The following is a 24568-nucleotide window of genomic DNA, read 5'->3' as shown; positions in this document are numbered from 1 at the left end:
AAAAGCAGGGCCGAAGCCCTGCTTTCATGTGGTTAGTACTGAGAAGCGCTGGCGTGGTTGCTGTAGCCCGTCTGGGTCACATAAACCTGCGAACCGGACGCCGTCTGGTTCACCAGCGCGCCGTTCTGTACGCCGTTCTGGTTTACCGTTACGCCGGAATCACGACCATTCCACTGATCAATCGTTGAGTTGTTGGCGAAACCGTTCTGATTGAGCAGGATTTTGCTGTCAGCAGAGCCCTGACCGACATCCGCACCATTGGCGGTGCCAAGCTGGTTAATTTCTGTAGTGGAGTTTTTAGCATCCGACTGCAGAGCGGTCGTGTTGTTATTAACGCCTTGCTGATAAATTTTCAGCGTTGAGTTTTCAGCGGACTGATGGAAAGGAAAAGCCATTGCGCTACCGGAAGCGACCAGTGCGGCGAGAACAGCGATTTTAATCAATTTCATGAGACAACCCCCATTGGAAAATAGTGAAAACACGAAATGGCGTTAACGCTGAATGATGCGAACGGCCATCATTGACTGCCTTTGCACAACAACTGCGGTTTTCTGCGTCCCTGCCTGGATAATGCTCGCCCGGTTCCCCACTCCCTGTTGCGTAACGGAGGCGAGATTGCCATAGCCTTCCTGACTAATCGTGGCCAGATTGGCAGCGCCGGTTTGCATGACAGCGGCCACATTGGCATAGCCTTGCTGATCGATGCTTGCCTGGTTGGCGGCGCCGTTCTGGACAATCGTTGCCTGTAATTTCGCGCCATCCTGGCGTATCAGCGCGTTGTTTCGCGTGCCTTCCTGACCAATCACTGCCGCCTGATTCAACGACGCGCGACTTATTTCATTCACAGCAAAGTTATATTCAGCCCCAGCCATATCCGGGTTAACCGCAAACACGGTTGGTGATGCGAAAAAAGAAACCATCACACTGCTTAGCAATAATTTGTTCATATTACTCCTGGCCCTGAAGGCTTAACTGATTAAACCTCACGCCACAGGCATCAGTGATTACCGCAATGCGGTGATTACGTCGCCTCGGGAAGCAGTATGTCTTGAGCGATTTATAAAATATCTCACCTGTTTTTCGTATTTTAAAAATGACGCTGCGCTTTACGCGTGATGCATTTATAAACACCTTGTGCGAGGGCGCATCACTTCATTAATAAAAATGTCATTGGCTGTTTTATTTTTTTAATTATTTAACTTGCTTCACAGCATGACATTTATTGAGATCCGGATGGGGTATCATGACTGCGCCTGCGCCTTGTTATCGAACATCCCAGAGATGAGAGGATAAGCCTACGCCACTCACCCAACCACCCTTTAAATACTTTTAATTCAATGAATTATATCTGGATGCACTGAAGCTGATAAACAGGGAAGCTATTGCTTCGCTACACGTCGTGTTAAGCAACACTAAAACATAAGAAACATTTAACCATTTTTAGTTACATTTTGTTACTTTTTTAACGCTTGCTTTAAACACCGCAATAGTTAGATTGGACTAATAAGAATTTTCTTGCTTTCTTTTTTTCTCGCCAGCCCTTGGCGGAATGAAATATTTATTTTTTAGCTACTACATAACAATCCATACCGATACGAAAGGCTGTTGTCTTCGTTTCAGCGGCCATGTGTAAATAAAACGGGGTTTCATCATGCTTACTGAATTCCATGCTTTACATGGTCAGTCATTATTGTTGATCACCAAACCGTCCCTGCAAGCCAGCGCTTTATTGCAGAATTTTAAAGCAGCGCTCAACCTGGATGGAAAAATCCATAATATCCAACGTTCTCTGGAAGATATCACCACAGGAACGCTTATTCTTTTGGATATGGCGGAGGCCGATAAAAAAAGCATGGCGTACTGGAAAGATAATCTTGGACGCAGCCATCACGCCTCAAAGGTGATCCTGCTAAATGTGCAAGACGAATACCCCTTTCAGGAAATAGAAAAATGGCCGCACATTAGCGGTGTGTTTTACGCAACAGATGATGAAAACCGCGTAATTGAAGGTATGCAATGCATTCAGCGCGGCGAGTGTTTCTTTAACCAGCGGCTGGCGAGCTATCTGATCACCCGCTCCGGCTTTTATCATTTTCTCAACTGTGACTGCGTGCTGCTGACGCACCGCGAGAAAGAGATCCTTAATAAGCTGCGCTTCGGCGCCTCTAATCTCGAAATCGCGCGATCGCTGTTTATAAGCGAGAACACGGTAAAAACTCACCTCTATAACCTTTTCAAGAAACTGGCCGTGAAAAACCGCACGCAGGCAGTGACCTGGGCGAATCATCACATGAGAGTGTGAAGCCATGAAACGTTGGCCTCTCTGGTGTTTCGCGGTAGTGCTTTGCGGCGTAGCGTTCTGCGGACACGCCGTTGAGCCGGAAATTCCAGGGCTTATTACCGACCGCACCGTGTCTTCTGTCGGCCATGATTTTTACCGCGACTTTGCGGAGAAATGGGATACCCCGTTTGATGGCAACCTGTCGGTTAATGAAAAACCGAGCGCTCGCTGGGGAAGCTGGATAACCATCACGCTCGATCAGGATGTGATTTATCAGACCTTTCTTTTTCCTTCCCGTAGGGGGGCGGACAAAGAAGTGCAGATGGCGATAGCGCAGACGAATGAGGCGTTACAACAGCGGCAGATTGATAAAGCGTTACTCAGCACCGGCGATTTAACCGGCGATGAATTTTAATTCACTGAATGATGGAGGCTGCTATGCGGCGGGCAATTGCTGTTATGACATTATTATTGCTGTCACACCCGGGTCTGGCCGGAAATATGACCTTCCAGTTTCGTAACCCCAGTTTCGGCGGAAATCCTAATAACGGTCCCTTTTTGTTAAACAGCGCGCAGGCGCAAAATTCCTATAAAGACCCGTCTTACGACGATTATAAAATCGACACGCCATCCGCGCTCGATAATTTCACGCAGGCGATTCAGTCTCAACTTTTAGGCGGATTGTTAACCAACATTAATAAAGGTAAGCCGGGTCGCATGGTGACCAACGATTTTATCGTCGATATCGCCAATCGTGACGGTCAGCTTTATCTGAACGTCACCGATCGTAAAACCGGCAAAACCTCCACGATTCAGGTATCCGGCTTGCAGTCCGGCTCAACCAATTTTTAACCGCTGTGATAACAGAAGGATGACTACCATGCAGCGCCTGATTGTCATTATCGCTACCATTCTGTTAAGCGGATGTCTGACCGCACCGCCGAAGGAAGCCGCCAGCCCCACGCTGATGCCGCGTGGTCAAAGCTATCAGGATTTGATTCACCTGCCTTATCCAAAAGGTAAGCTCTACGTCTCGGTTTATAATATTCAGGATGAGACGGGGCAATTTAAACCCTACCCTGCCAGTAACTTCTCAACCGCCGTACCGCAAAGCGCCACCGCCATGCTGGTCACGGCGTTAAAAGATTCGCGCTGGTTTATTCCGCTGGAACGCCAGGGACTTCAGAACCTCCTTAATGAGCGCAAAATTATTCGCGCCTCCCAGGAAAACGGTACGGTGGGTGATAATAACCGTATGCCGCTTCAGTCACTTATGTCTGCTAATGTGATGATTGAAGGCTCGATCATTGGTTATGAGAGTAATGTGAAATCGGGCGGCGCTGGCGCGAAATATTTCGGCATCGGTGCCGATACGCAATATCAGCTCGATCAGGTCGCGGTGAATTTGCGGGTCGTGAATGTTAGCACCGGGGAGATCCTCTCCTCCGTAAATACCAGTAAAACGATTCTCTCTTATGAAGTTCAGGCGGGTGTATTCCGGTTTATTGAATACCAACGGCTGCTTGAGGGCGAGGTGGGATATACGGCTAATGAACCTGTGATGCAGTGCCTGATGTCAGCTATCGAAACCGCCGTCATCTATTTAATTAACGACGGGATCAACCGTGGCTTGTGGGAGCTTAACGATCCAGGAGCGGTAAATGATCCAGTACTCAGGAAATATCGCGATATCGCCGTGCCCGCGGCCTGACTTGATACGAAAAACCCGCTTACGCGGGTTTGCTTTTTTATTCGGTGACGGTCGTTTTTTTCGCCTCATGCCGCGCGCCGAGCCAGTTACCGCTGCACTTCATCGCCACGCCAAACAGCAGCCCCAGAAGCAGCGCTGGCACCACACTTTTCCAGTCGCCCTGCCCTGCGAAAGTCGCGCAGGCGCCGATAAACGTGCCTGGCACAAAAGCCAGCAGCGCCTGGCGGGCCTGCATGCACATCAGAAACGCGACGACGCCTGTCATGGCGTAACTCAAGCCGGAGAGCGCAGGCGCCATCGCACTGCCGGCGATAATAACCTGCGCCCACAGCACACCACTGCACAAGGTAAAGAGGATAGTCAAAAAACCGCTGATGCCGCCCTTTGGGCTGGCGAACCAGGCGGTACAACCAAGGAAGCCCGCCCAGGACGGCAGGCCGAGTGCGACGGCCGCCCACGCCCAGAGGGCAGAGAGTAAGCCGGTTGTGAATGCGAGAGAAAAGTGTCTGTTCATGGCGGCGTATCTTAGCAAAACGCCGCCTGAGAAATGCGATCTGGCGCACGTCATATGAAATAACGCACTGTGAGTTACATTTTAAATGTGATGCACATCACATTTAAAGGTTAACGTTCATCACCGTCTTGCTCGCTTTCTTCCTCTTCCTGCAACTCTTCCCACATTGCCTGGATAGCTTCGCGGGTAATCTGGGCGGCCGTGCGCCAGAATGGCGTAGTGGCATGGGCTTCCACCTTGCCGAGGAACGTTTCATACCACGGGATCAGGTACTCGCCAAATAAGGTCTCCTGCGCCTCGATTTCATCTTCTGCAGACTGATCCTCAAGCCAGGAGGCTGCCAGCAGCAACAGCCCGAAATGATCGGCGGGCGCTTCGCCAAGCGGCATGCCGCGTGCGGTTAAAAACCCCCGGACATCCTGTTCACGGCTCTGCTCGACCCACGCGGAACGGGTCGGTGCGACGCGGGCATCCTCGCCGACAAACAGCGCCTCGTAATCAGCCTGCACCTCGCCTGGCTGCACACTTTTTTGCAGACGCGTCAGCAACTCGTCCTGCTCAAGCGGCCAGTTTTGCGCAAGTTTGCCTTCGCGGATCAGATCATAAATCGGGGTCATCACCGGGTCCTGGGGCGCACGGTACCAGAGAGAGCCCAGCAGGCGACAAATTATTGAAAACTCATTCATTTACAGATTCCATTTCAGGCGATATTAAAAGGCGGCGAATTCAGCAATCGGCGTCATGCCGCGGGTTTCAAGAAAATCGAGCAGACGACGAGGCGTCACGTTCAGGATGCGGTCTTCAGGGAAACCGACCTCATCCAGTACCTTACGGCATTCGTGAAAATCGCCAAGCGTAAAGGCGGTATGCGAGTCCGATCCCAGCGCGACCCAGCCGCCTGCCTCACGCACTGCGGCAGCGATGGCTTTGCAGTTGGGTCCGCTCCCCTTACGAGAATGGGTAAAAGAGGAGTTGTTAATCTCAAGCGCCACCTGATATTTGGCGGCAGCGGCAGCAATTGCCGGAATATCGACCGGATATTTCGGGTTGCCCAACTTCAAATAGATGCCAATCATGATATTATCCCCTCACAGCAAGAAGTAACGAGGAAAAATAATGGCGACAAGGCTCTATTCATATGTCCGTTGGTCCACAGATAAGCAATCCGGCAATACATCATTAGACAGGCAGACAGACAAGGCGAAGGCGTTCGCCTCTCTTCACGGTCTGGAGTATGTCCAAATCCTGGACGCTGGGATCAGCGCCTTCAGGGGTAAGAATACCACACAGGGGGCTTTAGCGGGCTTTATTGAGGCTGTTAAGGCTGGGGCAATCCCAAACGATTCTTACTTGTATGTGGAAAACCTGGACCGACTGACGCGCCAGGACGTTATGACGGCGCTTAACCTGTTCACGGGGCTGTTATCGCTGGGGCTAACCATAGTCACGGGGATGGATGGGAAAGTTTACTCCCAGGACAGCGTAAAAAATAATGTGACCGATCTCATGATGTCCCTGTTTCTATTCTCCCGGGCCAATGAGGAATCACTCACCAAACAGAAGCGAGCGCATGAGACCGCCCTCAAACTAATAGACCGCCACCGCGCCGGGCTACCTGTAAACATTAAAAGCGCCGGATCGGCCCCGTGGTGGATTGATGCCAGCATGGGAACATATGAGGCGGTAAAGCCTCACCCGGTCCACTGGAAAGCCGCACAGAAGGCAGTAGAGCTAATGTTAGAGGGTTGGGGCTGTTTCCGTGTGGCCTCTTATCTCACTGATAACCCTGATTTATACCCACCGCCGAGGGGGAACCGTGGCAAGGGCAAGAAGCGATCAGAATGTTGGGCTGTGGCTAACCTCAAGGCAATGAGGAGCAACCGGGCGCTGTACGGTGAGAAAGTGATCACCATCGACGGCGTTACGCACAGGCTTTCTAATTACTTCCCGGCGGTATGTAGCCAAACAGACTTTGCACGGCTTCAGGATGTGGCCTGTAGCAACCGCCACAAGGTTGGAGAGGTTCGCCAAACAATCACCCTCCTTTCTGGTCTGGGTCTCCTCCGCTGTGGTCACTGTGGCGGCTCTATGAGCTTCTTTTCCAAAGAGGGGCGGATCAGATATGTGTGTGAGACCGGGAAGAATAAGACCTCCGCCTGTCGTGTGTGGTCTGTCTCCGGCTTACTGGTGGAGCGTTGTCTCCTTGCCCCGCTTATCCGGGGCTATATGGATCTAATGATGGGTAAGCAAGGCAAGCGGGAGGATCTCACACAGGCCATAGAGGCCAAACGGGGAGAACTGAACGGGATAGAGAGCCAGATCAGCAACATAACGAGCGCCATTACAATGGGCGGCAATATCCCGGCGTTGGTTGCCTCTCTTCAGGCGTTGGAGCATACAAAATCCGGCGTATTGGTTGAACTGGAGCGCCTCGCCCAGCGCCAGGCCCTACAGGATGGAAAGGATCACCAACTTGAAAGTATGGTTGACTTCTACGAGCTATTGACCCCGGATCTGTTGGAAGATACCACAGACGAAAGGCGGCTAAAGGTCCGGGAAGTGGTCCGGGCTGTTGTGCGCTCTGTGACGCTCTCCAAAGGCCCCGACAAAGCGCTAATCCTGTCTTATGAATTACAGGATAAAACGGCTTACGTGTACACAGGGACGCTTACAGCAGAGGGTAAGAAGGGATACACGCTGGAGGTGGTAAACGGGGATATTCAGATCAACGGGACAGAGGATAACGAGGAGGCTCAACGGCTGATCGGTGTGATACAGGACGCCGAACAGGAATACCACAAAGCAATCTCTAAGATTCTGGCGGGCTTCCCGGCCCCGGTTGGCTCCCACTTCTTTGGAAAACGCTGAAATTTTAATTAACCTGTAAAATCATATACATAGGCTCCTTTTATGGGGCCTTTTTTGTACATAAAATAACCTAATTAATTTTTATTGCATTGTAATGAAAAATGTGTATTGCAAATTGCAACAACCACTGTTAAAATATACAGTATGAGTTAGAGATTACCAAACAGGCCACAGAGCCACCCACCGCCCTAACTCCTGAACCCTAACCACTTTCAGGAGATCCGCTTATGTTTACTGCACCTTCCAAACTGTCACACCGTACCGCGCCGCCGTCCGTTACTGTCCAAACGGTTAACCCTAAAACAGGTTATCGCCCGGTGTACGGGAATCTATTCTCCTGGCCTGACTCTGATCGCATTGTACAGGCAGACGTCCAGATCAAATCCTCTTCTACTCTTCACTAATTCAGCAAGGAGCGCCCAACATGGCTATGAAAGCAACTATCAACACCCTGACCCGTGACAACCTGATCGCATGGGGCTACGAGTACGACGAAAGCGCCCCGTATGCTGTCGTGCGACACTTTAAGACCACAGGCCCCAAACCAGTGGGAAGCCTGAAGAATGGCGCGGCTGTCATCCCGCTGCCGAACGGCGACCGACCACGCGCCGGGGTTGTCTCCTGGATTCTCCACAATGGGGACATTCCAGACGGTTACACTGTGGCCCTTCAGGACCCGGCAGACGGGCGGATCGGTAACACAGAACTGATTACCAAAGAGGAAGCCACAGAACGCCGTAGAGCGGCCCGCGCTGCTGCTGCCAGTGGACCCCGTGGAGTGTCCACCCTGCCCCGTGGGATCACACAGGACAGCCGAGGATATTACCGCGCCGCTTTCATGGTGAACGGTAAACGTGTGAGTAAGACAAGCCGCGATCTGGACTCTCTAACCTTCTGGCTGTTTAAGGAGCGTGACGGGTTGGATCTGACTATGGGCGGCAAGCTGTGATCAGTCTGGTGGGTGCGTACATCGCCGAACAGAAACGCCGGGCCAAACGCCGCAAGCGCAAGTAATGACTAACCCCGCCTCTGTGCGGGGTTTTTTATTGGCTCTTTTCCTCGTGGAGCCGTAGCGCTTTCGCTAACTCCAACTGAAAAGCAAATGACAGGCGGGAGCGGCTGATCTTGATACCGTCAATAATGATGTATGTAGGGTAAGCGGTAACCATGCGCCCGCCATAGGGGAAGCGTTTAGGGTGGGTAGACTTATCGTTATTCAATTATGTGTCATCCGTCTGTGTGGGGGTATTCCCGCCAACGGATGATTGATCTAAAATCGATCAAAATCAATAACTTAACAGATCACCAAATCCAGGGGGTGGTACAGGTCCGACTCCCCCAGCGCCTTATCTTGTGTGGGAAAATATCTTAGTGTTCGGATATAGCTGCCAGGCACCACGAACCGACCCCCCAGGGGGCCTTGATTATGTTTCACAAATATCTGGACTTGTCAATACTGATCATTCATCCACCCATCCACTCTTTACACTTCTTGACATTACAGACCCACACCGATCCGACTCTTCAGGCCATTCCTTTGGATTCAATAACTTAGTAAATACACAATACCATTCTGTTGTTTTACCCTGTGGACCAGTGGCCCCGCCGGGCCACCCCGGAGGCGACCGCCTCCCCTGTGCGCCTGTGGCGCGTTATCTTGTGGCAAGCAATACAAACCCACAGGGTTAAGAGTGGTAGCGCCACAGGCGCATAGAGCGGCCCTTATGAGGGGCGAAGAATTTCGCCCCGATTGGTGATTAAAGATTGATCTGTAATGTGGTTGTGTTATACTGACTTCAAACGGGAGGAGAACATCATGAGATAATTGTAACCCCAACATACGCCACACGGTAGCCGATTCAGTTTCGGAGAGAACCGACCCTGCCCGTCATTCCGTATATGAGAATGATTACCATTGCACTATCGGATTGATTCTTGTTTGCAGATGAGATTGATTTTCATTCTCATAAAAAATTCTTTTAAAAATTTCTTGACTGAAAATTTAAAATTTGCCTGGCAAGGCTATAACGAAATAATAATTAATTGCCCACAAATACAATAACTTAAAGGCGCTGGGGGAGTCAAATCACCTTACCCGCCTTGTGGTGATAGTACATTAAGTAACCATCATTTACCCACTTAAACAGCCCATTACCTCCCCTGCCGGGTCATTACTGTACCATTAAACGCGATTAAACCCGATTTAATTCACTAAAAAGACACATCATAAAATTAATCATTTTTGTCGTTTACAAGTGCCTGTTTTTGATCAAGAATTGATCACAGTTAGGATCTGGAGGGTACAGAATGAATTTCGTAGAGGGCTGTAAATCAGTTCAGGAAGTTAAAGCGGTAGCGACAGAGCTACTCAAACAGGGCAAGGGGCTGACGCTTTACCGTGACGCCTGGTTATTAGGTTATGAATTAATGCTGAGGGTGTCGGATCTGCGCTCTATCCGTTATGACGACATCAAAGGCGATCACCTTGTCCTGTCCCAACAGAAAACGGGTGAATCTGTCCGGGTGAGGCTCACCGATACCGCTAAACGCATCATAGCGGCCCGGAGAGAGGCGAACCCTGATCATGTGTACCTCTTACAGTTGGACAGCCACAGGAGCAAGGGAAAACCTGTGAGCCGCTCCAAATTGCATGAGGAAATTAGCTACGCCGGGGAAAAGCTGGGGCTGAATCTTTCGACCCACAGCATGAGGAAGAGTAAACCAACGATTGGTTATGACAATGGGGAGGATATAGCCGTAATTAGTAAAGCATTAGGGCACAAATCGTTATCCAGTACGCTCCATTACATTGGGGCCACACAACGCAAAGTAGATGATTTTAGTGATAAATATTCAATAGAGGATCTGTTATGAAAAGTCAGGCTGTCCGTAATTCTGCCCGCAAAGCACGTCGCCAAAACATGGTCATATTGCTGGCGGTGGTAATGATGGGGACCTTTTCCGCCGATGAGGCTAAAGCCGGGCGTATTACCATGAGTAACCCACAGGAGGAGACCACAGCGGACGGTAAGCACGTCTGTATTTACTCCAACAGTATTTACACGTTTACCACGGTTACCCGGTCCCAGAATTGCCCATACAGCAAAACGTTTGATACAGAAGATGCCGAATGATTTCGGTGAAACAAAGTTTCATGGCTAAAGCCACAAGAGGAATCAGAATGAAACAGGAGCAAGTCAGGTTTGAATTTGTTTACTGTGGGGCGCGTGTGGTCGTGTATTCGACTTACATCACGCTGGCGGGGCGGAAGATATTCAAACATCTAATGCCGTCCGGCGTAAGGTTAGCTGTCCAACAGGCAGAAAGAGAAGAGGCGCGGAAAGAATCCGGCAAGATAGCAGACCGCGCCACACTTACCAGATAGTAAGCTGTTACAGAGTACCAAAAAGAAAAGGCTCCCACCAGGGGAGCCTTTATTGTATGGGCGGTTACTGTCCGCCCTGCATCAGCATATTGAAAGCGTGCTGGTTATTGGTCTCAACTTCAGAGCGGACCAGATCCCGGATCTGCCCCTCCTGCACTTTCACATTGACGTTCACGTTAAGCGGCTGGTTTAGCCACGCTGGCGGCGTCATCAGTGGATTACCTGCCATATCAACTTTAAGCTGCGGCGCTGTAATCGTCGGCGTAGGAGGTACATAGCCCGGATTGGAGTAAGAGCTAACCCACCCTGTTTTCTCTGCTGGTTTGGCAAAGTCTGGATTAGTCGGAAGGGATGGACTGTGGAGGAAATCCCACAGTTTACCCAGCGGGCTATCTTTCTTCAGATTGCCCCCGGCGGTGGTGTCCTGTCCATACATGGCGTCGTTAGCGTCCATGACTTTATCCCAGGCATAATCCCCACCTACCGAACCGATCGCAATGCTCCAGCCAACAGGACCGCCAGAGAGAGCCGCCGCGCCGCCTACCTTGCCAACTTTCGGACCCCGGCCCGGTTTGTTTGGCTTGTCTTTACCTTCCCCACCAGATCCGCCAGTTGTAGCGGCTTCAATGCCACCAATAGCGGCGATCCCTTTCATGACCCCCAACAGCTTTGTAAGCGGGTTGAGCATGGTCAACAACCATTTAAAGGCCCCGCCCAACTTCCAGATAGAGCCAGCGAACAGAGCCACCCCGGCGGCGTATGCTGCCATTTCGCCCCAGGATTTAAGCTGCTCACCAGTAATCCCCATTTTGGCGGCGTAATACTCAATAATGCGGAAGGTCAGGATCACAGTGTCGTGCAACTCTGTAAACGCATCTGTGGCACCCTCAACGATTTTCCCGGCGATATGCCCGAACATCTCAAAGGCCCCACCAGAGCCGTTAACAGCGGCGCTAATAGCGTCGAAAGCGCTGGTTAGTGAGTTACCAAAGCCAGAAGTAAAGAAGATATTCATAGCGTTCTGCATACTGGTTTGCAGGCGCTGCCAGCTTGCCCGGTTGGACTTCATAGCCTTATCCAGAGCGCCGCCGTTACGAGCTGCGGCTTTCATCTGTTTAGCCACTTCCGGGAGGATGTCCTTAGAGAACAGCTTCCCTTGTTGCATCAGGTCAAACAGATCCTTTTCTGTAAGGTTGGTTGTCCCTTTCATCTGGTTGAGAGCCTTAACGAACAGACCCACAGCGCCGGGGAGAGCTTCGGAAAGCTGGCCTTTGAGTTCTTCACTCATCACCGTTCCCTTAGACATCATCTGGTTCAAACTACGCAAAGCGCGTGATTGCTCATCTGCGGAGGCACCAGTAACAAGGCCCCATTCACTGGCACCCTCAAAGATGGATCTCATCTGGTCTTTAGGGAGTTTGTCACCAACAGCGGCGGCAAACTGAGTGTAATCACGGGAAGTCTCCAGGAGGTTCAGCCCCAAACGGTTGGACTGTTCTTTGAGATACTCAAACTCTTTAGCGGCTTTCTCTGTGGAACCGGTGATCGCTGTAAGACCAGACATAGCGGATTCAAAATCCTGTCCGGTGGTCATGATCTTACCGGAGAGTGCCACAGTGGCGGCAATTGTGATCGCCCCGCCTGCACCCTCGATCATGGAGGTGTCCAGTTTGTTAACTTTGGCGGTTACGGGAATTGTGGCTCCCCTCATGCCTACCCGGCCTTGTTGGCGCATGGTTTGCTGAAGGCGTGACACACGGGCGTTGTACTCGGAAAGGGCAATGCTACCCCGATGAAACTCTTTAGTAAGCTGTCCAAACTCCTGGAGGTGTCCAGCACGTTGGGCCGGGGTCACGTTGGCGTTAGCCGCTGCGGTATTAAAGCGGATGGCTTTAGCTCGGATTGTCTGGAGTTTGCGCTCCGCTGCGATCTGTGCTTTGGCTACTTTGGCCTCCGCTGCCGCTTTGGCTTTGGCTTCTGCCAGTGCTGCTTTTGCGGCGGCGTCCTGCTGTTTCCGGCGGATCTTGGTGTAGGCGTTTTCCTCAAATTTCATCCGTAGAGGCTTCATTTTAGAGGAGACTTTATCCCACTCTTTCCCCACCTGTTTGATACGGTCAACCGTCTTTCTGTAACTTGCTGAATCTATAGTAAAAACCGTTCTATTTACGGTTTTCGTCAGAATCACGTTACCGCTCATTATTCAGCCCCTTCCAGTTTGGTGGCCTTCAGGGTGCGCCCTGCTGCCTTGTTGATGATTACCCGGCGTTTACCTGCTGGCAGGTCTGCGGATTTGGTCAGGAGAGAGACCGGGCGACCGTTGGCGCTGAATCCCTGATCCTTGTGACACAGAGCAATTCCCCGGCTCTTAATGGCGCGGCCCTTCTGGGCGCTGTCTGCGGCCCCGGTGGAGGCTTCCAACTGTGTGGCGTACAGAGCGATAGCCTCATCCAGTGACAGATCGGCCTGTGCCTTGCGGAGTTCGTTCTGTTTGGTTGCCTCTTGGGCTTCCCGCTGGCGCTGTTCAGCCTTCTGAATTTCCAACTGATTGAGGAGGTTCTTAAATGCTTCCATGTGAGAGGGTCCTTATAAGTAAAGTGATTACCACACCCCACAGGAAGAGGGAGGCGGGCTTAAAGGGGATGTAGAGGAGTGAGGCGAGAAAGTTAGAGAGTCTTGTCTGACGCTTAACCAGTTTGGAGCCTAAATAATCCTTTAGACCCCATTCCGTTGGGTTGGGCATAATTACCGGGATTTAATGATTGCCTGGCGGGTCTGCTGACGTGCTTCAGAAACGATTAGACGCACACGGCGCTTATTCGTCCCCTCTTTGTATACAGGGTTTTCCACATAGCGGGCGCTGCGTAGATTCTGCAAAACTTGGTCATACGGGAGCATTTGCTCCACCAGGTAACGGGGTGAAGGTTGGGTAAGAAGTAGGGAGACCATCTTACTGTTAATCCCCAGAAGTTCCGCCATTTTGGAGAGGCTCAGGCCGTCGGCTTCCATCTGTTTAGCCATAACGCCTTTTTCAGCCAAAGTTAGCGGGGTCTTTTGGTACTTCTGCGGGTTGTGGTTGCGCTTTACTTTCAGGACGTAAGCCAGTGACACATTAAACGCCGCTTGGATGGCTTTAGCGCTGTGGCCCTGAATACAGGCCCGCTTGATCTTCAGGATTTGATCCGGGGTTAAGTGGCTCTCATCCATAATCCGGCGGGGCTTGTTTGCTGCCAATTTCTCAGCCAGTGCGTTAACTGCGGCCTCTTCCTCAGAGGATAAGGCTTTGAATTTGGTTGTAATAAATTCATTCATGCGAGAGTCTCCAGAGGGTTGTAAAGCGCGGGGGTTTGGTGTAGAGTGTTATTGGTGGGAAATTAATTGCAGGCTTTTAGAAAGCATCACCAAACTGATCAACGGCGCTTTCTTCTGGCTCCAGATATTCAACAGGCAAGCCGTTGACCATCATCACATTAGAGCCAGCCACAAAATTAATAACAGGGTTGCGTAAATCATCGTTTGCGGCCCCCTGCTCTACTGGCACAGGGACAGGAGCGGGACGAACAGCGCCCCCGCTGTGGTCCACAGGAGAAGCTCCAGGCGACGCCGGGCGGCTTCTATGTACACTTTCAGATCCACACTTAACAATTCCAGGCTGGTTACTTCCTGCATTCTCTACGGTCTCCTTCGGTTGGGGTGCTGCGGTTGGTTTGGTTACTTCAGGTTTGGCGGCTTCAGGGGTTCCCACCATTTCCGGGGTGATCGGGTTAACTGTGTAATGGCAGGTCTTGCCGCCGATCTGCCCGGTCTTGTTAATCAGACCCATCTCCAACATATCGCGCAACAGGTTGCGGACGGTTCGATCTGTGGCCCCCAGGCGACGGGCTAAAAGATCTTGTGAGAAATAGGCCGTTTGCCCATTGTCCTGGTAACCTTTGATCAGGCTGTAGGTGTAAACCATGTTCATGGTAAACGCCTTGCCGCTGATCTGTTCAATGTCCGCAAGGTCATGCGGGATTGCGGTAAACGGCTTACTTACTGCGGCTGCTGTCATTTTGGGAATCCTTAACAGAGGTGGAATTAACGGTTTTCAGGTACTGGCTAACGGCTTTCTTAACAATGGTGTGAACGCTGCCATGTTCACGGGTGGAGGCCAACGCGAAAAGCTGCTCCATCACATAGGGATCGAAGCTGATCCCCAACTCTTTATTTTTACTCACAGGCAAATCTCCTTTAATTCTGCGATGTCTTCAGCGGTGAGGTTGAGGCCGAACCAATCGCCCCACCAGTGCGCCGGGGCGGTGATCGCCGGGTTGCCAATCGTCACCATTTGGGAGGGGCTAACCTGCGTCAACATTTCGTAAATGTCGCTATACAGAGTCGGGTCCAACTGGTTGATCGTCTGTTGTGCATACGCTGACAACACAGGGGAATCACTCAAATCAACATAAGGCTGATATTTGCTCATTGTTTCCTCTCCAAAAAGTAAGTTAAAAATTAATGTACGATTACGGGTAGCTCTCCGGTGATACGCTCAAACTGATCCGCCGCATTCAACATGATGTAGGCCATCACTTCGTCATATTCCATCGGGACGCCTTTAGCCTCAAAGAGGGATTGGAACGCCAGTACAATGGAGGCTTGCAGATCCGTAGACTTGGAAGCGAACAGCGCAACGGTTGCTTTAAGCTCTAATGCCTTCTCTGCGTCCATCTCTGTAATTTTCCCTGTGAGGCGCTGAGACTGGCGCATAACGCCGGAGGCGCTGGATTTGGTCAATTCAAGGGCCTGCGTAATCGCTTCTACTTCTCTCATACGTCCGGCGGCTTTCATCCGGCTGCGGGTTTCTGTCAGGGTCTTACGGGTCAGATCACGCTGATCGACACGTTCAACCATTTTTTCAACATCAAGGTAAATACTCATTGCATTCTCCTGTTAGGTGGGTTACAGTATGATGGGGATTTACATGCCTGATTAACTGCCTCATCACAATATCTATTTTACACTATTTGACAATGATTCGCAATAACTTTATTGATTTATCTTGCGATCAGTTGTTTATTGTGCTATGGACACAGAAAGCCCCTGTAAGGCTCTCAGAGCGCCGGAGGGCGTTTATAAGGTGTTTCCTTGTCTACGTAGGAGAGAGCGCCACAGCGGCGCGTTTAGGTGGGTTCCTGTGGGTTGTGGTTCTGTACGTTATGCCGGGCCGGGGACCCCACCCCGCCGCCCAGAGGTCACCTTACATCGTGCGGTGTTCCAAAGGGGTCTTGCTCGCTGGTGCGAGCGCTGCCAAAGAGGCGCGTCTGTAAGACGCTTAACAGAGATCAGTCTCTTACCAATCAATCTACGATTTCCCCAACACTCCCTTAAAGATCTTGACCTGGCCCCTGGGTGTTAGTCTTATGGGTAGTTTTATATATAGTCTTATTGTCGGAAAATATTTCCTAACAGGCCGGAAAAATCTTCCACCCTGCCCGGAAAATATTTCCGGGGTCCCTGTCTGGAGTGAGCCACACAGGCGAGACTCCACATTGTGGGAACAGGCCCACGGCCTAAAACCTGGTAAGGCCGATCAGGCCGAGAAGGTTTTAAGGGTAATAATATATGAGTGAAATAATTAAGAGCCTAAGCGATTAATTATTGAACGATATATATTATATAAAAGATCTTTTATTTAAGAGTGAAAGAGGACTTGTCAAAGTCCGATTGAACGATTATAATAAAAATCTTTTATTTAAGACGTGTGGGTGTGCGCGGAGGCGCGGGCGTGAGTGCGTATGCACACGCAAATAACATGATCTTTATAGTCTGTCAATAAAAATTAATTACGCCCTCACCTGTTCAATTATCAATCAATAATCCCCTACCCTCTACAACCTCCTGTAAAGCTCTCCAGCGCGTCCGCCACTGTGGCAAGGCCATTTATCATCTTACCCCATTAAAACGCCGTGGCTGTGCTTCTGTGTCGCCGTCGATCCCATCCTGTGGGATTACTCCAACCCTGTGGAATCTCCCCGGGCATCTTCCCGGACCTCTCCTGTAATTTTCGTTAACTACTCCAACCTGTGGAAACACCTCCGGCGCGCCTCATACCGGGCTATAATCAATCTGTCAATTAATTTTTATTGCAAATGATAATCATTCGTGTTAAGATATTATACATGGTGTGGGATGTGGTGAGTATGTCGAAATCGCCGTTTTGCAGCTTACCACCCCGCACCTGTACAGAACTTTCATTAACGTGTGCTTTAGCCAGCCCCTGTGGGTCTGTACTGAGTGAGCCGGGCGGACTTCTCCCCCGCCCCGGCCCTCACCCAAAGCGTTCTTTCAACTCCACTTGCCAGAATGCTTTGTGTGCGGTCCTCTCCTCAAGCTCCGCCAATTGTTATACCTCCTTTTCAAAGCCTCTACTCATAAGCCTTGCGCCAACAGGGCTTATTCTAAAGCGTCGCTCACTGCGGCTCTTCAGAATACAAGCGAGTCTCCTTCGATTGTAGCGACCCTCCACGGGGTCCACAGTTGGGCCGGGAGTGGTTACCCGGTTGCAACGATAAACTATTGATTTGCGTCGATGGTTTTCGGGCGTATTTCAGGCGTCCGTTTTCCTCTGTGGCTTCTTTGCTAAACCATGAAAGCAAATCATGTAAGGCTCTGAGGCTACACAGGAAAAAAGTGATAAAACAGTAAGTTATTAGCATAGCCCGGTCTCTCCTACCGGGTTCTTTTTTGTGGTTATTTGTCCAACGGCTGGCGGTTGCTCCCGTGACGCTGGCGGGCGAGTGACCACAAAAAAGAGGTTTACACCTCCCCCCACCCTGAGAGGGTGAGAGAGAGCCAGATTAGAAAGGGCGGCATGATGCCGCCCTCTTCTATTCACCCCACGGCCTCCCATCTTCCAACAATTCGGATTGTCCTCTGTGGCGGTCCTTATATCCGGTGCAACGCCGGATCACCCTGTGGACTCTCTCCACGTCTAAAACCCTCCATAAGGAAAACCTTTATGAAAACTTCCGAGCGCTACCCGGTAACGCAAGGTGACGTAATCGTAGACTACGCCTCCAGCCTGTTTGACCGCACCGAAGTAACCGCCCCAAGCCTCCCGGCTGATGTCTATTGTGGGGATATTCTGGACAGCAAAACTTTTGCCCTGTTCGACTCCGCCGCCGCTGACGCTGGCAAGCCGATCATTAACCTTTCCAATATGTCCGCCGATGGCAAGCCCAAAACCCTAGTCATTTGTGACAGACACCTCGTGATTACCGATTTTGCCCTACGCGCCAAAGATGACGCGAGCAAAAAAGCCGCACTGGAAGCGCTGACAGCATCCGGTGATGTTCGCCTGGCTATCAACGCCAATTTCTACAAAGCATAAGGAAATCACATAATGGCAATTGATATTTCTAAGTTTGAAAAGCTGGACACCGTTACAGCTATTAAGGATGTCCCGGCAGGCAATCACCTGATCACTGATCTGGGTATTTTTACCCCGGTAATCTCTCAGAATCCACACGCCCAGATCCTGGACATTGTGGAAACTAAAGTTTCTGAACTGGAACAGGTTTCACGCTACGGCACCGAAACAAACGCCATTCAGATCTCCAAGCCGCTGTTGCGCGACCAGGAGATCCCAACCGTGCTTACCACTGCGGACGTTAAACCAGCGGATTGGCAGGGCCTTACCTCTGCACAAGATCCAAACGTTGAAGCCACCGTAATGGAAATCGTTGCACAGAAAGCGATCCGTATGCGTGACGCTAAACTGGAAACCGTTGAAAGCACACTGGCCCGCGCCCTGTTCAAACAGGTAGCCAAAGCCTCTAAGACTGACGACGGTGATATCGACTTCCGCGCGGCGATGGGGGCCGCTCCGCTGAGTTTCGACCTGGACGGATCAGCAGGCGCTAACGTCTATGCACAGCTTGCGAAAATTCGCCGCATGTTGGTTAAAGAGTACGGCGCGAGCCGCTCTTATCTGGATCGCTTCTTTGTCTTCTGCTCCCCGGATCTGTATGACGCACTGGCGAGCCACCCGGAAGTAACCAGCCTGATCACCAACAAGGTGGCGGAAGCTGCAAAAGGCGCTCTGATCCCGATTAACACGGCGGGTTATGACTCCTTCAGCATTGGCAACATTACTTTCATTCTGGCGGACGATGACCGCTACGAAATCGAAGAAGGTTCCGGCCTGTTCGTTCCTAAGTTTAACGGCGCTGACCGTAACCCGTTCAAACTGGTTAAGGGTCCATGCTCCCGTAATCAGAATATTGCCGCTAAAGGTGTAGTGTCTGACCTGTACCAGTGGATCACCACTGATAAGGACGGGATGATCACCATTAAGCAGGAATTTAGTCACATTCCTCTGAACCTGCGCCCGAACTACACGCTGAACGTCAAGCTGAAGTAATGCACATTTCCCCCGGCTCCGGCTGGGGGTTATCTCTTCCGGTCATATTCATTTTTACTTTTACACTGGGGTAACACATGAAAGTTTCAATCAATATCCCCGGCGCTGGTCAAATCTATGTATCTGGCGCGGCGGAGATCGTAAACCGTAAAGAACTGTGCAGGGCCTTGGGCCTGTGTAACGTGATCTTTAGCCGTTTGGAGAAGCAGCACGGCTTTGAATACGCGCTTAACGCCCTACTGGCAAAACAGCGTCACAAGAAGTAACTAACACATTGAATTTTAAAGAGGCTGGCCTTAACGGGTCGGCCTTTTGTCGTTTCTGGGGATTGGAATCTAAAAATATTTTGGGTTACCGGGATGACTGATGATATGCACGGCCCCGCTCGCCATCGCGGCGATCATCGCCTCGGTGTTTGCCGCTTTATCCTGCGGCGCGAAAACCGGCTCATGAAAGCCCGCGACGATAAGATCGAGCGAATCAAGCATCGGGCCGGTACAGTCAATCTCGCCTTCGCGATTTTTGATATTCGCTTCGATCCCACGCAGGATGCCGACGCCGTCAACGACCCGTGGCCAGATGCGCATATTAATAAAGTGCCAGTGATGCGGCGCATCCGCCATATCCGGGCCATGATCGGTGATGGCCAGAAGCCGGATGCCCTTTTGCTTTGCCGCAGCGATATAATCATGCAGGTTACTGTAAGCATGGGTGCTGGCGACGGTGTGCATATGCAGGTCTACGGGATACATGGCGCTCTCCTTTGTGATTTTCATCAAGGATAACAGGTATCCACGGCGATTTTTAGCCGAATCGCCGGGTGCGAGGCGGCTGAAGGCTAGTAACCCCGCGTCACATCTACCTGATTTTGCGGCATATCGCCACGCGCAATCCGCGTGATGCTTTGTGCGATAAACGCCGCCGCCTCATCAGGACGCGTGACCGCAGCCACATGCGGCGTGATGCGTACACGAGGGTGGCGCCAGAGCGGGCTTTCAGAAGGCAGCGGCTCCTTATGAAACACATCCAGCATTGCCCCCTTCACGTTACCGCGCTCAATCGCAAGCAGGAGATCCGCTTCAACGAGATGCGCGCCGCGCGCCAGATTCATCACAAAGGCGTCATCGGCAAGCGATGCCAACAGGCTGGCGTTAATAATGCCGACCGTATCTGGCGTATTAGGCAACAGGTTTATCAGTACGCGGGTGCCCTGTAAAAACTCGGGCAACTCACCTGCTCCGGCAAAGCTTGCGATGCCGGGATAGGCTTTACGGCTGCGGCTCCAGCAACGTACCGGGAAGCCCCAGGCGCTGAGGCGTTGTGCAACCTGTCCGCCGAGAACGCCTGCGCCCAGCACGCCGATAGTGAAATCAGCGTGGCGATATTCCTCAAGCGGCTGCCAGCAAGCCTCTTGCTGAAGCCTCGCATAGTCATCGAAGCGGCGAAACCAGTGCAGCACCTGGCTTACGGCGTATTCCTGCATCTGCGCCGCCATCCCGGTATCTTCCATCCGGTAGAGGGGGACGCCAGCCGGCAGCAGATCCGGGTGCGCATCAAGGCGGCTTAGCAGGGAATCAACGCCCGCACCGAGGACAAAAATCGCGTTAAGATCGGTGCGCCCGCGCAGCATTTCATATGGGGGGTGCCAGACCAGCGCATACTCCGCAGGTTCGTCATCGCCGGGCTGCCAGGCGCGTAATCGCGCATCGGGCAAATGGCGTTGCAGCAGCGGGGCCCAGTCCCGGACATCAAAAGTCGGATGGTAAAAAAGAATCTCCACGGCACTTCTCCTGATAAGTCACTGGCATTAACCATAACAAAATCAGCCGCCTTTGTGGCGGCTTCAAAAGAAATGCGAACGGACTTAGCGAATATTGACGGTAATCGCGGCGGAGCCTGAAAACGCGCCATTTTGCGGCGTTTTACCGCTGAGATTGACGGGCGCCGTGAAAAGGTTGACCGACCCGGTGCGTCGTGAAATATCTGTCGACGGATTAAGCGGCATCGGCAGTTCGCTCGTATTAATCGGGAGCACTTGCTCGCTGCTGTTCTTCATCAGTACACCGATATCAGGATTGGTGGTGGCAAGCGCCTCCGGCATCCCGTCAGCTGCTGCCCCCGAAAAGGTCATCGTTAACGTGACGCCATCGCTGATATTTTTACAGACATACGCAATGACCGTTTTTTTATCAATAAACTGGTCCGGCTTATGACCGCGCGTGGTGAAATTGCTGGCGAAAATGGTGCCGAAATCAACGGAAATGACTTCACCGGCGTTTATCTCGCAGCTTTGCGGCACGGTTACCGTCCCCTGTACAAAGACTTTCGCCATAGGCTCTGTAGCATACTGGCCGGGTCTGACGGTGCCATAAATAGCTGCTACGGCCATTTGTGGGATTACCGATTGCCCCAGAAACGGTTTATTAATACGAAACGTCAGCGAGCCGCTCTGTCCGGTTGTAAAACTATTTAGCGAACAGCCGTTATTTTTTTTATTCCAGATGTCGGTAAACGGTACGTTCACATCGCCGACGTTGGCGATGTTTATTGCCGCCGACAGGTCAATATCATCATTAACATGAATAAATGCGGCGTCGCCATATTGCGTCATTGGCGCCAGATATTCACTTTTATAATAGGCCCCCGGGTGCGGGTCTTTACTAAGATCGCTGTCATCGCAGTCGCAATGCGCCGTGTAATTCTCAGATGAGCCAAACCGCTCCGAAAAGCTTTTTCCGCTCTGGTTATCGTCAGGGTTAGCGACTGTTGTACTGGCATCAACATTAAATATTTTCGGGCCGCCCGTGGTATTACAAAAGCCTGTGGCGGCGCGGCAAAGCGGCATGGTAAGTATCATGCAGACCAATAACCCGCTGAATAGTCTTTTCAACATAATTTGGTTCCTTCCTTATCGGCATGTCGCGGTCAGAGGCAGGAGATCGCCTTGCGCTGACGCCGTGTCGGGTAAAACAATCGCGGCCTGACAGCGCTGATCGGCGCGGTTGCCCCATTTCACCAGGGCCTGACCATTCTCTTTAACGCCCGTCACATAGGCGATGCCACCTTCATCGACAATACTTTCATAACCATCGACACCATTGAGAGTCACCAGTGCGCCAAACGGCACCGGTTCATTATTCGCCCGGCGCAGCGTCAGTAAGAGTCGATGGCCTTCGCGTGCATCGATGTGCGCATACACCATCGCGCCTTTATTAGGGATAAGCGTCAGGTGCGTGTTATCTGCGTCGACGCCTGCGGGTAATGTGGTGGTATCCAGCGACAGTTCGTTTCGCTCATACGGAGAAAGCCAGGGAATGACCGCGAAACCCAGCCAGTCAGTCGCGACGCCGGACTGGTTTTTAAAGCGGATATCGCTGGCGCCGTTGGCATCCACCAGTGCGAACGCATCACCAAGCGGCTGCGATAGCGTGACGCCATGCGGGTGCATAATAACCGCACCGGACGCACCGTAATTCCACTGGCGCGAATCATCGGACTGGTAATAGCCCAGACTCAGGTTAGCGAAACGCGATTTATAATTGAGATCGGCGCTGCTGTCCGTCGCATCCTCGCCCTGCTGGCCCGCGTGGTTATAGCTTTGTTGAAGCGAATAACTGAGCCTGCCGTCATCCATCAGCGTGCCGCTGAGCCCGCTTTGATAGCGTGTGCGGCCATCCTGATCCCGGCTTACGTTAAATGTCGCCCAGCTATTGCTTAGCCAGCGGCTCAGCGGAACACTGACGCCCAGCGCGACTTGCCGGTCAGTCTGATCGTCTGTTTTGTTCCACGCGGCGGAGAGCGTGCAGGTCACGCCGGAGACGGAGAACGCGAGGCCCGTGGAGAGGTTCTGCTCTTTATCAGACCGGTTCCAGAAATCACGCTGATAACCATTCAGGTAGAATGAACCGACGCCGCTCAGCGACTGGTTAATACTGACCTGTAACTGGCTGCGCTGCTGGTAATAGCCGCTGTAGCGGTCGTCATACCAGGATTGCGCATGATTCGCCTCGTCAAAATTGAAATAGCCGCTGGTGGAATAGCGGTAGCCTGCAAGGGTGATAGACGTATCCGTCACCTCAATATTTTTGGAATATTGAAAACGATAGGACTGGCCTGTAGAGGTCGTGTCATTTTGCAGCTGACTGCGCGCATGCGTGACATCTATTGATACCGAGCCCCACTCATTGAGCCCGATGCCGACCCCAAGCGCCGCCGCCTGATACGTATCTGCCCCCATCGCGCCGCCATAGAGCGTTAACTGGTTATTGAGGCCATAAATCACTGTGCCTTGCGCAAACCCGGGTGTCGCATCGTCCGACCAGCTCGAATCGTATTGCCCTGCCGTCAGGCTATATTTTACCTGCCCTGGCCGCTGCATAATCGGTACGGCGGAAAAGGGTTGAATAAAATGCCGCTCTTTGCCATCCGCTTCTTTAATCGTGACGTCAAGATCGCCGCTGTGCGAGGTGGGGTAGAGATCGCTTATCTCAAACGCGCCGGGCGCGACGGTATCCTGGAAAATGATGTAGCCGTTCTGGCGTACTGTCACCTCAGCATTGGAATTCGCGATGCCTCGAATAACGGGAGCAAACCCACGCAGGCTGTCCGGCAGCATGTTATCGTCAGTCGCAAGCTGAGCGCCTTTGAACTTTACGCTGTCGAAAATCAGTGATGGCGAATAGCTTTCCCCGAGCGTGAGCTGCGAGCGCCACGGTTTAATATCCCGCTGCAAATAGGTATAGAGCGAATCCCAGTGCGACGCGTCATCCGCTTTGCTCCAGGTCGAATAGTTACGTACGCGCCACGGCCCGACATTTAACCCGTTCTGTAAATTGAGATAGTGAGAGGCGTCCCCCGCCCCTACATCGCTATGCGTTTCAGAACCATTCAGCGTGTAGTTACTAAAAAGCGCCGGGATGCCATCATCCCAGTACGCAGGGTCGACATAACCGCGGGCGGTATGCCGCAATGCCGCCTGCGGGATACTGACTTCAAGCGACATGTTATGGGTATCCAGTCGCACCGAGGCTGCCGGAATAAGCGCGCCGATGGCGTCAATGGGCGCAAGCGGTGACAGTGCCGCAAGCGCCGGGTACGCGTCGGTTTTTACGTCCAGCTCCTGTAAAAGCGCGGGCGTAATAACCGGCTGGGTCTGTCCCCGCGCATCGACCGTAAGCGGGATTGTCCGGGTGAAGCGTTCCTCACCGTTAAGCCGAATACGTAGTGAATAGTTGCCCGCCGGCAATTGATCTTTGGTACTAAAAATGGAGAGGTCGACGCCTCGTTGCCCAGGATCACCCTGTTCCATTAACAGGGGGTCAAACCAGACCTTTTCTTGCGCCATGACAAGAGGGGGGCCGCTCATGGTCAACGCCAGCGCGGCGCTGACCGTCGCGGCGAGACGGCAA

Annotated in this window: 25 protein-coding genes and 2 pseudogenes; 11 read left to right on the top strand and 16 right to left on the bottom strand. The window is 51.9% G+C overall.

Annotated features, from left to right (window positions below; all coding sequences use genetic code 11):
- Positions 1–32: 32 nt before the first annotated feature.
- Together csgA and csgB are read right to left on the bottom strand one after the other, a co-directional pair.
- Positions 33–449, bottom strand: a complete 417-nt coding sequence (gene csgA / locus AFK62_RS07570) for a curli major subunit CsgA (RefSeq protein WP_007666063.1) — start codon at positions 447–449, stop codon at positions 33–35.
- A 42-nt stretch (positions 450–491) separates the two neighbouring features.
- Positions 492–947: a curli minor subunit CsgB gene (csgB, locus tag AFK62_RS07565; protein ID WP_007666064.1), complete on the bottom strand. Its 456-nt coding sequence runs from the start codon at positions 945–947 to the stop codon at positions 492–494.
- A gap of 704 nt (positions 948–1651) precedes the next feature.
- On the opposite strand from csgB, the gene csgD reads away from it, so the two are divergent.
- The 4 genes from csgD to csgG are packed head-to-tail and all read left to right on the top strand — an operon-like array spanning position 1652 to position 3992.
- A complete protein-coding gene (gene csgD, locus AFK62_RS07560; RefSeq protein WP_007666068.1) occupies positions 1652–2302 on the top strand; it encodes a biofilm master transcriptional regulator CsgD in 651 nt (216 codons plus the stop codon).
- Between the two features lie 4 nt (positions 2303–2306).
- Positions 2307–2696, top strand: coding sequence for a curli production assembly/transport protein CsgE (csgE, locus tag AFK62_RS07555; RefSeq protein WP_007666071.1), 390 nt, complete (start codon positions 2307–2309; stop codon positions 2694–2696).
- Between the two features lie 23 nt (positions 2697–2719).
- Positions 2720–3133, top strand: coding sequence for a curli production assembly/transport protein CsgF (csgF, locus tag AFK62_RS07550; RefSeq protein ID WP_007666075.1), 414 nt, complete (start codon positions 2720–2722; stop codon positions 3131–3133).
- A 28-nt stretch (positions 3134–3161) separates the two neighbouring features.
- Positions 3162–3992, top strand: coding sequence for a curli production assembly/transport protein CsgG (gene csgG / locus AFK62_RS07545; protein ID WP_007666078.1), 831 nt, complete (start codon positions 3162–3164; stop codon positions 3990–3992).
- A 37-nt stretch (positions 3993–4029) separates the two neighbouring features.
- On the opposite strand, the gene AFK62_RS07540 is transcribed toward csgG, so the two are convergent.
- The 3 genes and pseudogenes from AFK62_RS07540 to AFK62_RS07530 all read right to left on the bottom strand — a co-directional run.
- Positions 4030–4506: a DUF1097 domain-containing protein gene (locus tag AFK62_RS07540; RefSeq protein ID WP_007666082.1), complete on the bottom strand. Its 477-nt coding sequence runs from the start codon at positions 4504–4506 to the stop codon at positions 4030–4032.
- Between the two features lie 110 nt (positions 4507–4616).
- The gene (locus AFK62_RS07535) at positions 4617–5192 is read right to left on the bottom strand and encodes a TorD/DmsD family molecular chaperone (protein ID WP_053531821.1); all 576 of its coding nucleotides are present in this window, start codon (positions 5190–5192) and stop codon (positions 4617–4619) included.
- A 24-nt stretch (positions 5193–5216) separates the two neighbouring features.
- Positions 5217–5558, bottom strand: a pseudogene (locus tag AFK62_RS07530) (phosphatase); the annotation flags it as partial.
- A gap of 64 nt (positions 5559–5622) precedes the next feature.
- Here AFK62_RS07530 and AFK62_RS07525 point away from each other — a divergent pair.
- From AFK62_RS07525 to AFK62_RS07510, 4 genes are all read left to right on the top strand, one after another.
- Complete coding sequence (locus AFK62_RS07525; protein ID WP_007666090.1) at positions 5623–7374, top strand: recombinase family protein; 1752 nt, start codon at positions 5623–5625, stop codon at positions 7372–7374.
- A gap of 424 nt (positions 7375–7798) precedes the next feature.
- Positions 7799–8323, top strand: coding sequence for an HNH endonuclease family protein (locus tag AFK62_RS07520; RefSeq protein WP_032984029.1), 525 nt, complete (start codon positions 7799–7801; stop codon positions 8321–8323).
- Positions 8324–9681: 1358 nt separating this feature from the next.
- Positions 9682–10248, top strand: coding sequence for a tyrosine-type recombinase/integrase (locus tag AFK62_RS07515; RefSeq protein ID WP_032984030.1), 567 nt, complete (start codon positions 9682–9684; stop codon positions 10246–10248).
- Positions 10249–10322: 74 nt separating this feature from the next.
- Positions 10323–10508 carry a hypothetical protein gene (locus AFK62_RS07510; protein ID WP_369834744.1) on the top strand — a complete coding sequence of 62 codons (186 nt, stop codon included), beginning with the start codon at positions 10323–10325 and terminating at the stop codon, positions 10506–10508.
- Between the two features lie 315 nt (positions 10509–10823).
- Here AFK62_RS07510 and AFK62_RS22795 read toward each other — a convergent pair whose 3' ends face one another.
- From AFK62_RS22795 to AFK62_RS07470, 7 genes are all read right to left on the bottom strand, one after another.
- The gene (locus tag AFK62_RS22795) at positions 10824–12956 is read right to left on the bottom strand and encodes a tape measure protein (RefSeq protein WP_007666092.1); all 2133 of its coding nucleotides are present in this window, start codon (positions 12954–12956) and stop codon (positions 10824–10826) included.
- Complete coding sequence (locus tag AFK62_RS07495; RefSeq protein ID WP_007666093.1) at positions 12956–13330, bottom strand: hypothetical protein; 375 nt, start codon at positions 13328–13330, stop codon at positions 12956–12958. The genes AFK62_RS22795 and AFK62_RS07495 overlap by 1 nt, the downstream gene beginning before the upstream one ends.
- Before the next feature lie 171 nt (positions 13331–13501).
- Positions 13502–14068, bottom strand: coding sequence for a hypothetical protein (locus AFK62_RS07490; protein WP_007666094.1), 567 nt, complete (start codon positions 14066–14068; stop codon positions 13502–13504).
- Positions 14069–14144: 76 nt separating this feature from the next.
- Complete coding sequence (locus AFK62_RS07485; RefSeq protein ID WP_032984032.1) at positions 14145–14807, bottom strand: helix-turn-helix domain-containing protein; 663 nt, start codon at positions 14805–14807, stop codon at positions 14145–14147.
- On the bottom strand, positions 14785–14973 hold the full coding sequence (locus tag AFK62_RS07480; RefSeq protein WP_007666096.1) for a hypothetical protein: 189 nt from the start codon (positions 14971–14973) through the stop codon (positions 14785–14787). The genes AFK62_RS07485 and AFK62_RS07480 overlap by 23 nt, the downstream gene beginning before the upstream one ends.
- Positions 14970–15221: a hypothetical protein gene (locus AFK62_RS07475; RefSeq protein WP_032984033.1), complete on the bottom strand. Its 252-nt coding sequence runs from the start codon at positions 15219–15221 to the stop codon at positions 14970–14972. Before AFK62_RS07475 ends, AFK62_RS07480 begins: the two co-directional genes overlap by 4 nt.
- Positions 15222–15250: 29 nt before the next feature.
- Positions 15251–15676 (bottom strand): hypothetical protein, encoded by a 426-nt coding sequence (locus AFK62_RS07470; RefSeq protein WP_007666098.1) that lies wholly within the window; start codon positions 15674–15676, stop codon positions 15251–15253.
- Positions 15677–17756: 2080 nt separating this feature from the next.
- Here AFK62_RS07470 and AFK62_RS07465 point away from each other — a divergent pair.
- The 3 genes from AFK62_RS07465 to AFK62_RS07455 all read left to right on the top strand — a co-directional run bounded on the left by AFK62_RS07465 (position 17757) and on the right by AFK62_RS07455 (position 19426).
- Complete coding sequence (locus AFK62_RS07465) at positions 17757–18128, top strand: hypothetical protein (protein WP_007666099.1); 372 nt, start codon at positions 17757–17759, stop codon at positions 18126–18128.
- Between the two features lie 12 nt (positions 18129–18140).
- Entirely contained in the window at positions 18141–19160 is a 1020-nt protein-coding gene (locus tag AFK62_RS07460) for a major capsid protein (protein WP_007666100.1), read from the top strand.
- Positions 19161–19237: 77 nt separating this feature from the next.
- The gene (locus AFK62_RS07455) at positions 19238–19426 is read left to right on the top strand and encodes a hypothetical protein (RefSeq protein ID WP_032984034.1); all 189 of its coding nucleotides are present in this window, start codon (positions 19238–19240) and stop codon (positions 19424–19426) included.
- A 75-nt stretch (positions 19427–19501) separates the two neighbouring features.
- Here the strand turns inward: AFK62_RS07455 and AFK62_RS07450 are convergent.
- The 4 genes and pseudogenes from AFK62_RS07450 to AFK62_RS07435 all read right to left on the bottom strand — a co-directional run.
- Positions 19502–19912, bottom strand: a pseudogene (locus tag AFK62_RS07450) (PHP domain-containing protein); the annotation flags it as partial.
- Positions 19913–19998: 86 nt separating this feature from the next.
- Entirely contained in the window at positions 19999–20940 is a 942-nt protein-coding gene (ghrA, locus tag AFK62_RS07445; protein WP_053531820.1) for a glyoxylate/hydroxypyruvate reductase GhrA, read from the bottom strand.
- Between the two features lie 84 nt (positions 20941–21024).
- Positions 21025–22053 carry a fimbrial protein gene (locus tag AFK62_RS07440; protein WP_081590322.1) on the bottom strand — a complete coding sequence of 343 codons (1029 nt, stop codon included), beginning with the start codon at positions 22051–22053 and terminating at the stop codon, positions 21025–21027.
- A gap of 15 nt (positions 22054–22068) precedes the next feature.
- Positions 22069–24525 carry a fimbria/pilus outer membrane usher protein gene (locus AFK62_RS07435; protein WP_082363114.1) on the bottom strand — a complete coding sequence of 819 codons (2457 nt, stop codon included), beginning with the start codon at positions 24523–24525 and terminating at the stop codon, positions 22069–22071.
- Positions 24526–24568 lie beyond the last annotated feature (43 nt).

This window comes from Cronobacter condimenti 1330 (genome assembly GCF_001277255.1).
Taxonomy (GTDB): Bacteria; Pseudomonadota; Gammaproteobacteria; order Enterobacterales; family Enterobacteriaceae; genus Cronobacter; species Cronobacter condimenti.
This window is presented reverse-complemented; position numbering and strand designations above follow the sequence as displayed.

Coding starts and splice junctions, on each gene's coding strand:
- csgA (WP_007666063.1), bottom strand. CDS start 449: ATGAAATTGATTAAAATCGCTGTTCTCGCCGCACTGGTCGCTTCCGGT.
- csgB (WP_007666064.1), bottom strand. CDS start 947: ATGAACAAATTATTGCTAAGCAGTGTGATGGTTTCTTTTTTCGCATCA.
- csgD (WP_007666068.1), top strand. CDS start 1,652: ATGCTTACTGAATTCCATGCTTTACATGGTCAGTCATTATTGTTGATC.
- csgE (WP_007666071.1), top strand. CDS start 2,307: ATGAAACGTTGGCCTCTCTGGTGTTTCGCGGTAGTGCTTTGCGGCGTA.
- csgF (WP_007666075.1), top strand. CDS start 2,720: ATGCGGCGGGCAATTGCTGTTATGACATTATTATTGCTGTCACACCCG.
- csgG (WP_007666078.1), top strand. CDS start 3,162: ATGCAGCGCCTGATTGTCATTATCGCTACCATTCTGTTAAGCGGATGT.
- AFK62_RS07540 (WP_007666082.1), bottom strand. CDS start 4,506: ATGAACAGACACTTTTCTCTCGCATTCACAACCGGCTTACTCTCTGCC.
- AFK62_RS07535 (WP_053531821.1), bottom strand. CDS start 5,192: ATGAATGAGTTTTCAATAATTTGTCGCCTGCTGGGCTCTCTCTGGTAC.
- AFK62_RS07525 (WP_007666090.1), top strand. CDS start 5,623: ATGGCGACAAGGCTCTATTCATATGTCCGTTGGTCCACAGATAAGCAA.
- AFK62_RS07520 (WP_032984029.1), top strand. CDS start 7,799: ATGGCTATGAAAGCAACTATCAACACCCTGACCCGTGACAACCTGATC.
- AFK62_RS07515 (WP_032984030.1), top strand. CDS start 9,682: ATGAATTTCGTAGAGGGCTGTAAATCAGTTCAGGAAGTTAAAGCGGTA.
- AFK62_RS07510 (WP_369834744.1), top strand. CDS start 10,323: ATGGGGACCTTTTCCGCCGATGAGGCTAAAGCCGGGCGTATTACCATG.
- AFK62_RS22795 (WP_007666092.1), bottom strand. CDS start 12,956: ATGAGCGGTAACGTGATTCTGACGAAAACCGTAAATAGAACGGTTTTT.
- AFK62_RS07495 (WP_007666093.1), bottom strand. CDS start 13,330: ATGGAAGCATTTAAGAACCTCCTCAATCAGTTGGAAATTCAGAAGGCT.
- AFK62_RS07490 (WP_007666094.1), bottom strand. CDS start 14,068: ATGAATGAATTTATTACAACCAAATTCAAAGCCTTATCCTCTGAGGAA.
- AFK62_RS07485 (WP_032984032.1), bottom strand. CDS start 14,807: ATGACAGCAGCCGCAGTAAGTAAGCCGTTTACCGCAATCCCGCATGAC.
- AFK62_RS07475 (WP_032984033.1), bottom strand. CDS start 15,221: ATGAGCAAATATCAGCCTTATGTTGATTTGAGTGATTCCCCTGTGTTG.
- AFK62_RS07470 (WP_007666098.1), bottom strand. CDS start 15,676: ATGAGTATTTACCTTGATGTTGAAAAAATGGTTGAACGTGTCGATCAG.
- AFK62_RS07465 (WP_007666099.1), top strand. CDS start 17,757: ATGAAAACTTCCGAGCGCTACCCGGTAACGCAAGGTGACGTAATCGTA.
- AFK62_RS07460 (WP_007666100.1), top strand. CDS start 18,141: ATGGCAATTGATATTTCTAAGTTTGAAAAGCTGGACACCGTTACAGCT.
- AFK62_RS07455 (WP_032984034.1), top strand. CDS start 19,238: ATGAAAGTTTCAATCAATATCCCCGGCGCTGGTCAAATCTATGTATCT.
- AFK62_RS07440 (WP_081590322.1), bottom strand. CDS start 22,053: ATGTTGAAAAGACTATTCAGCGGGTTATTGGTCTGCATGATACTTACC.
- AFK62_RS07435 (WP_082363114.1), bottom strand. CDS start 24,525: ATGAGCGGCCCCCCTCTTGTCATGGCGCAAGAAAAGGTCTGGTTTGAC.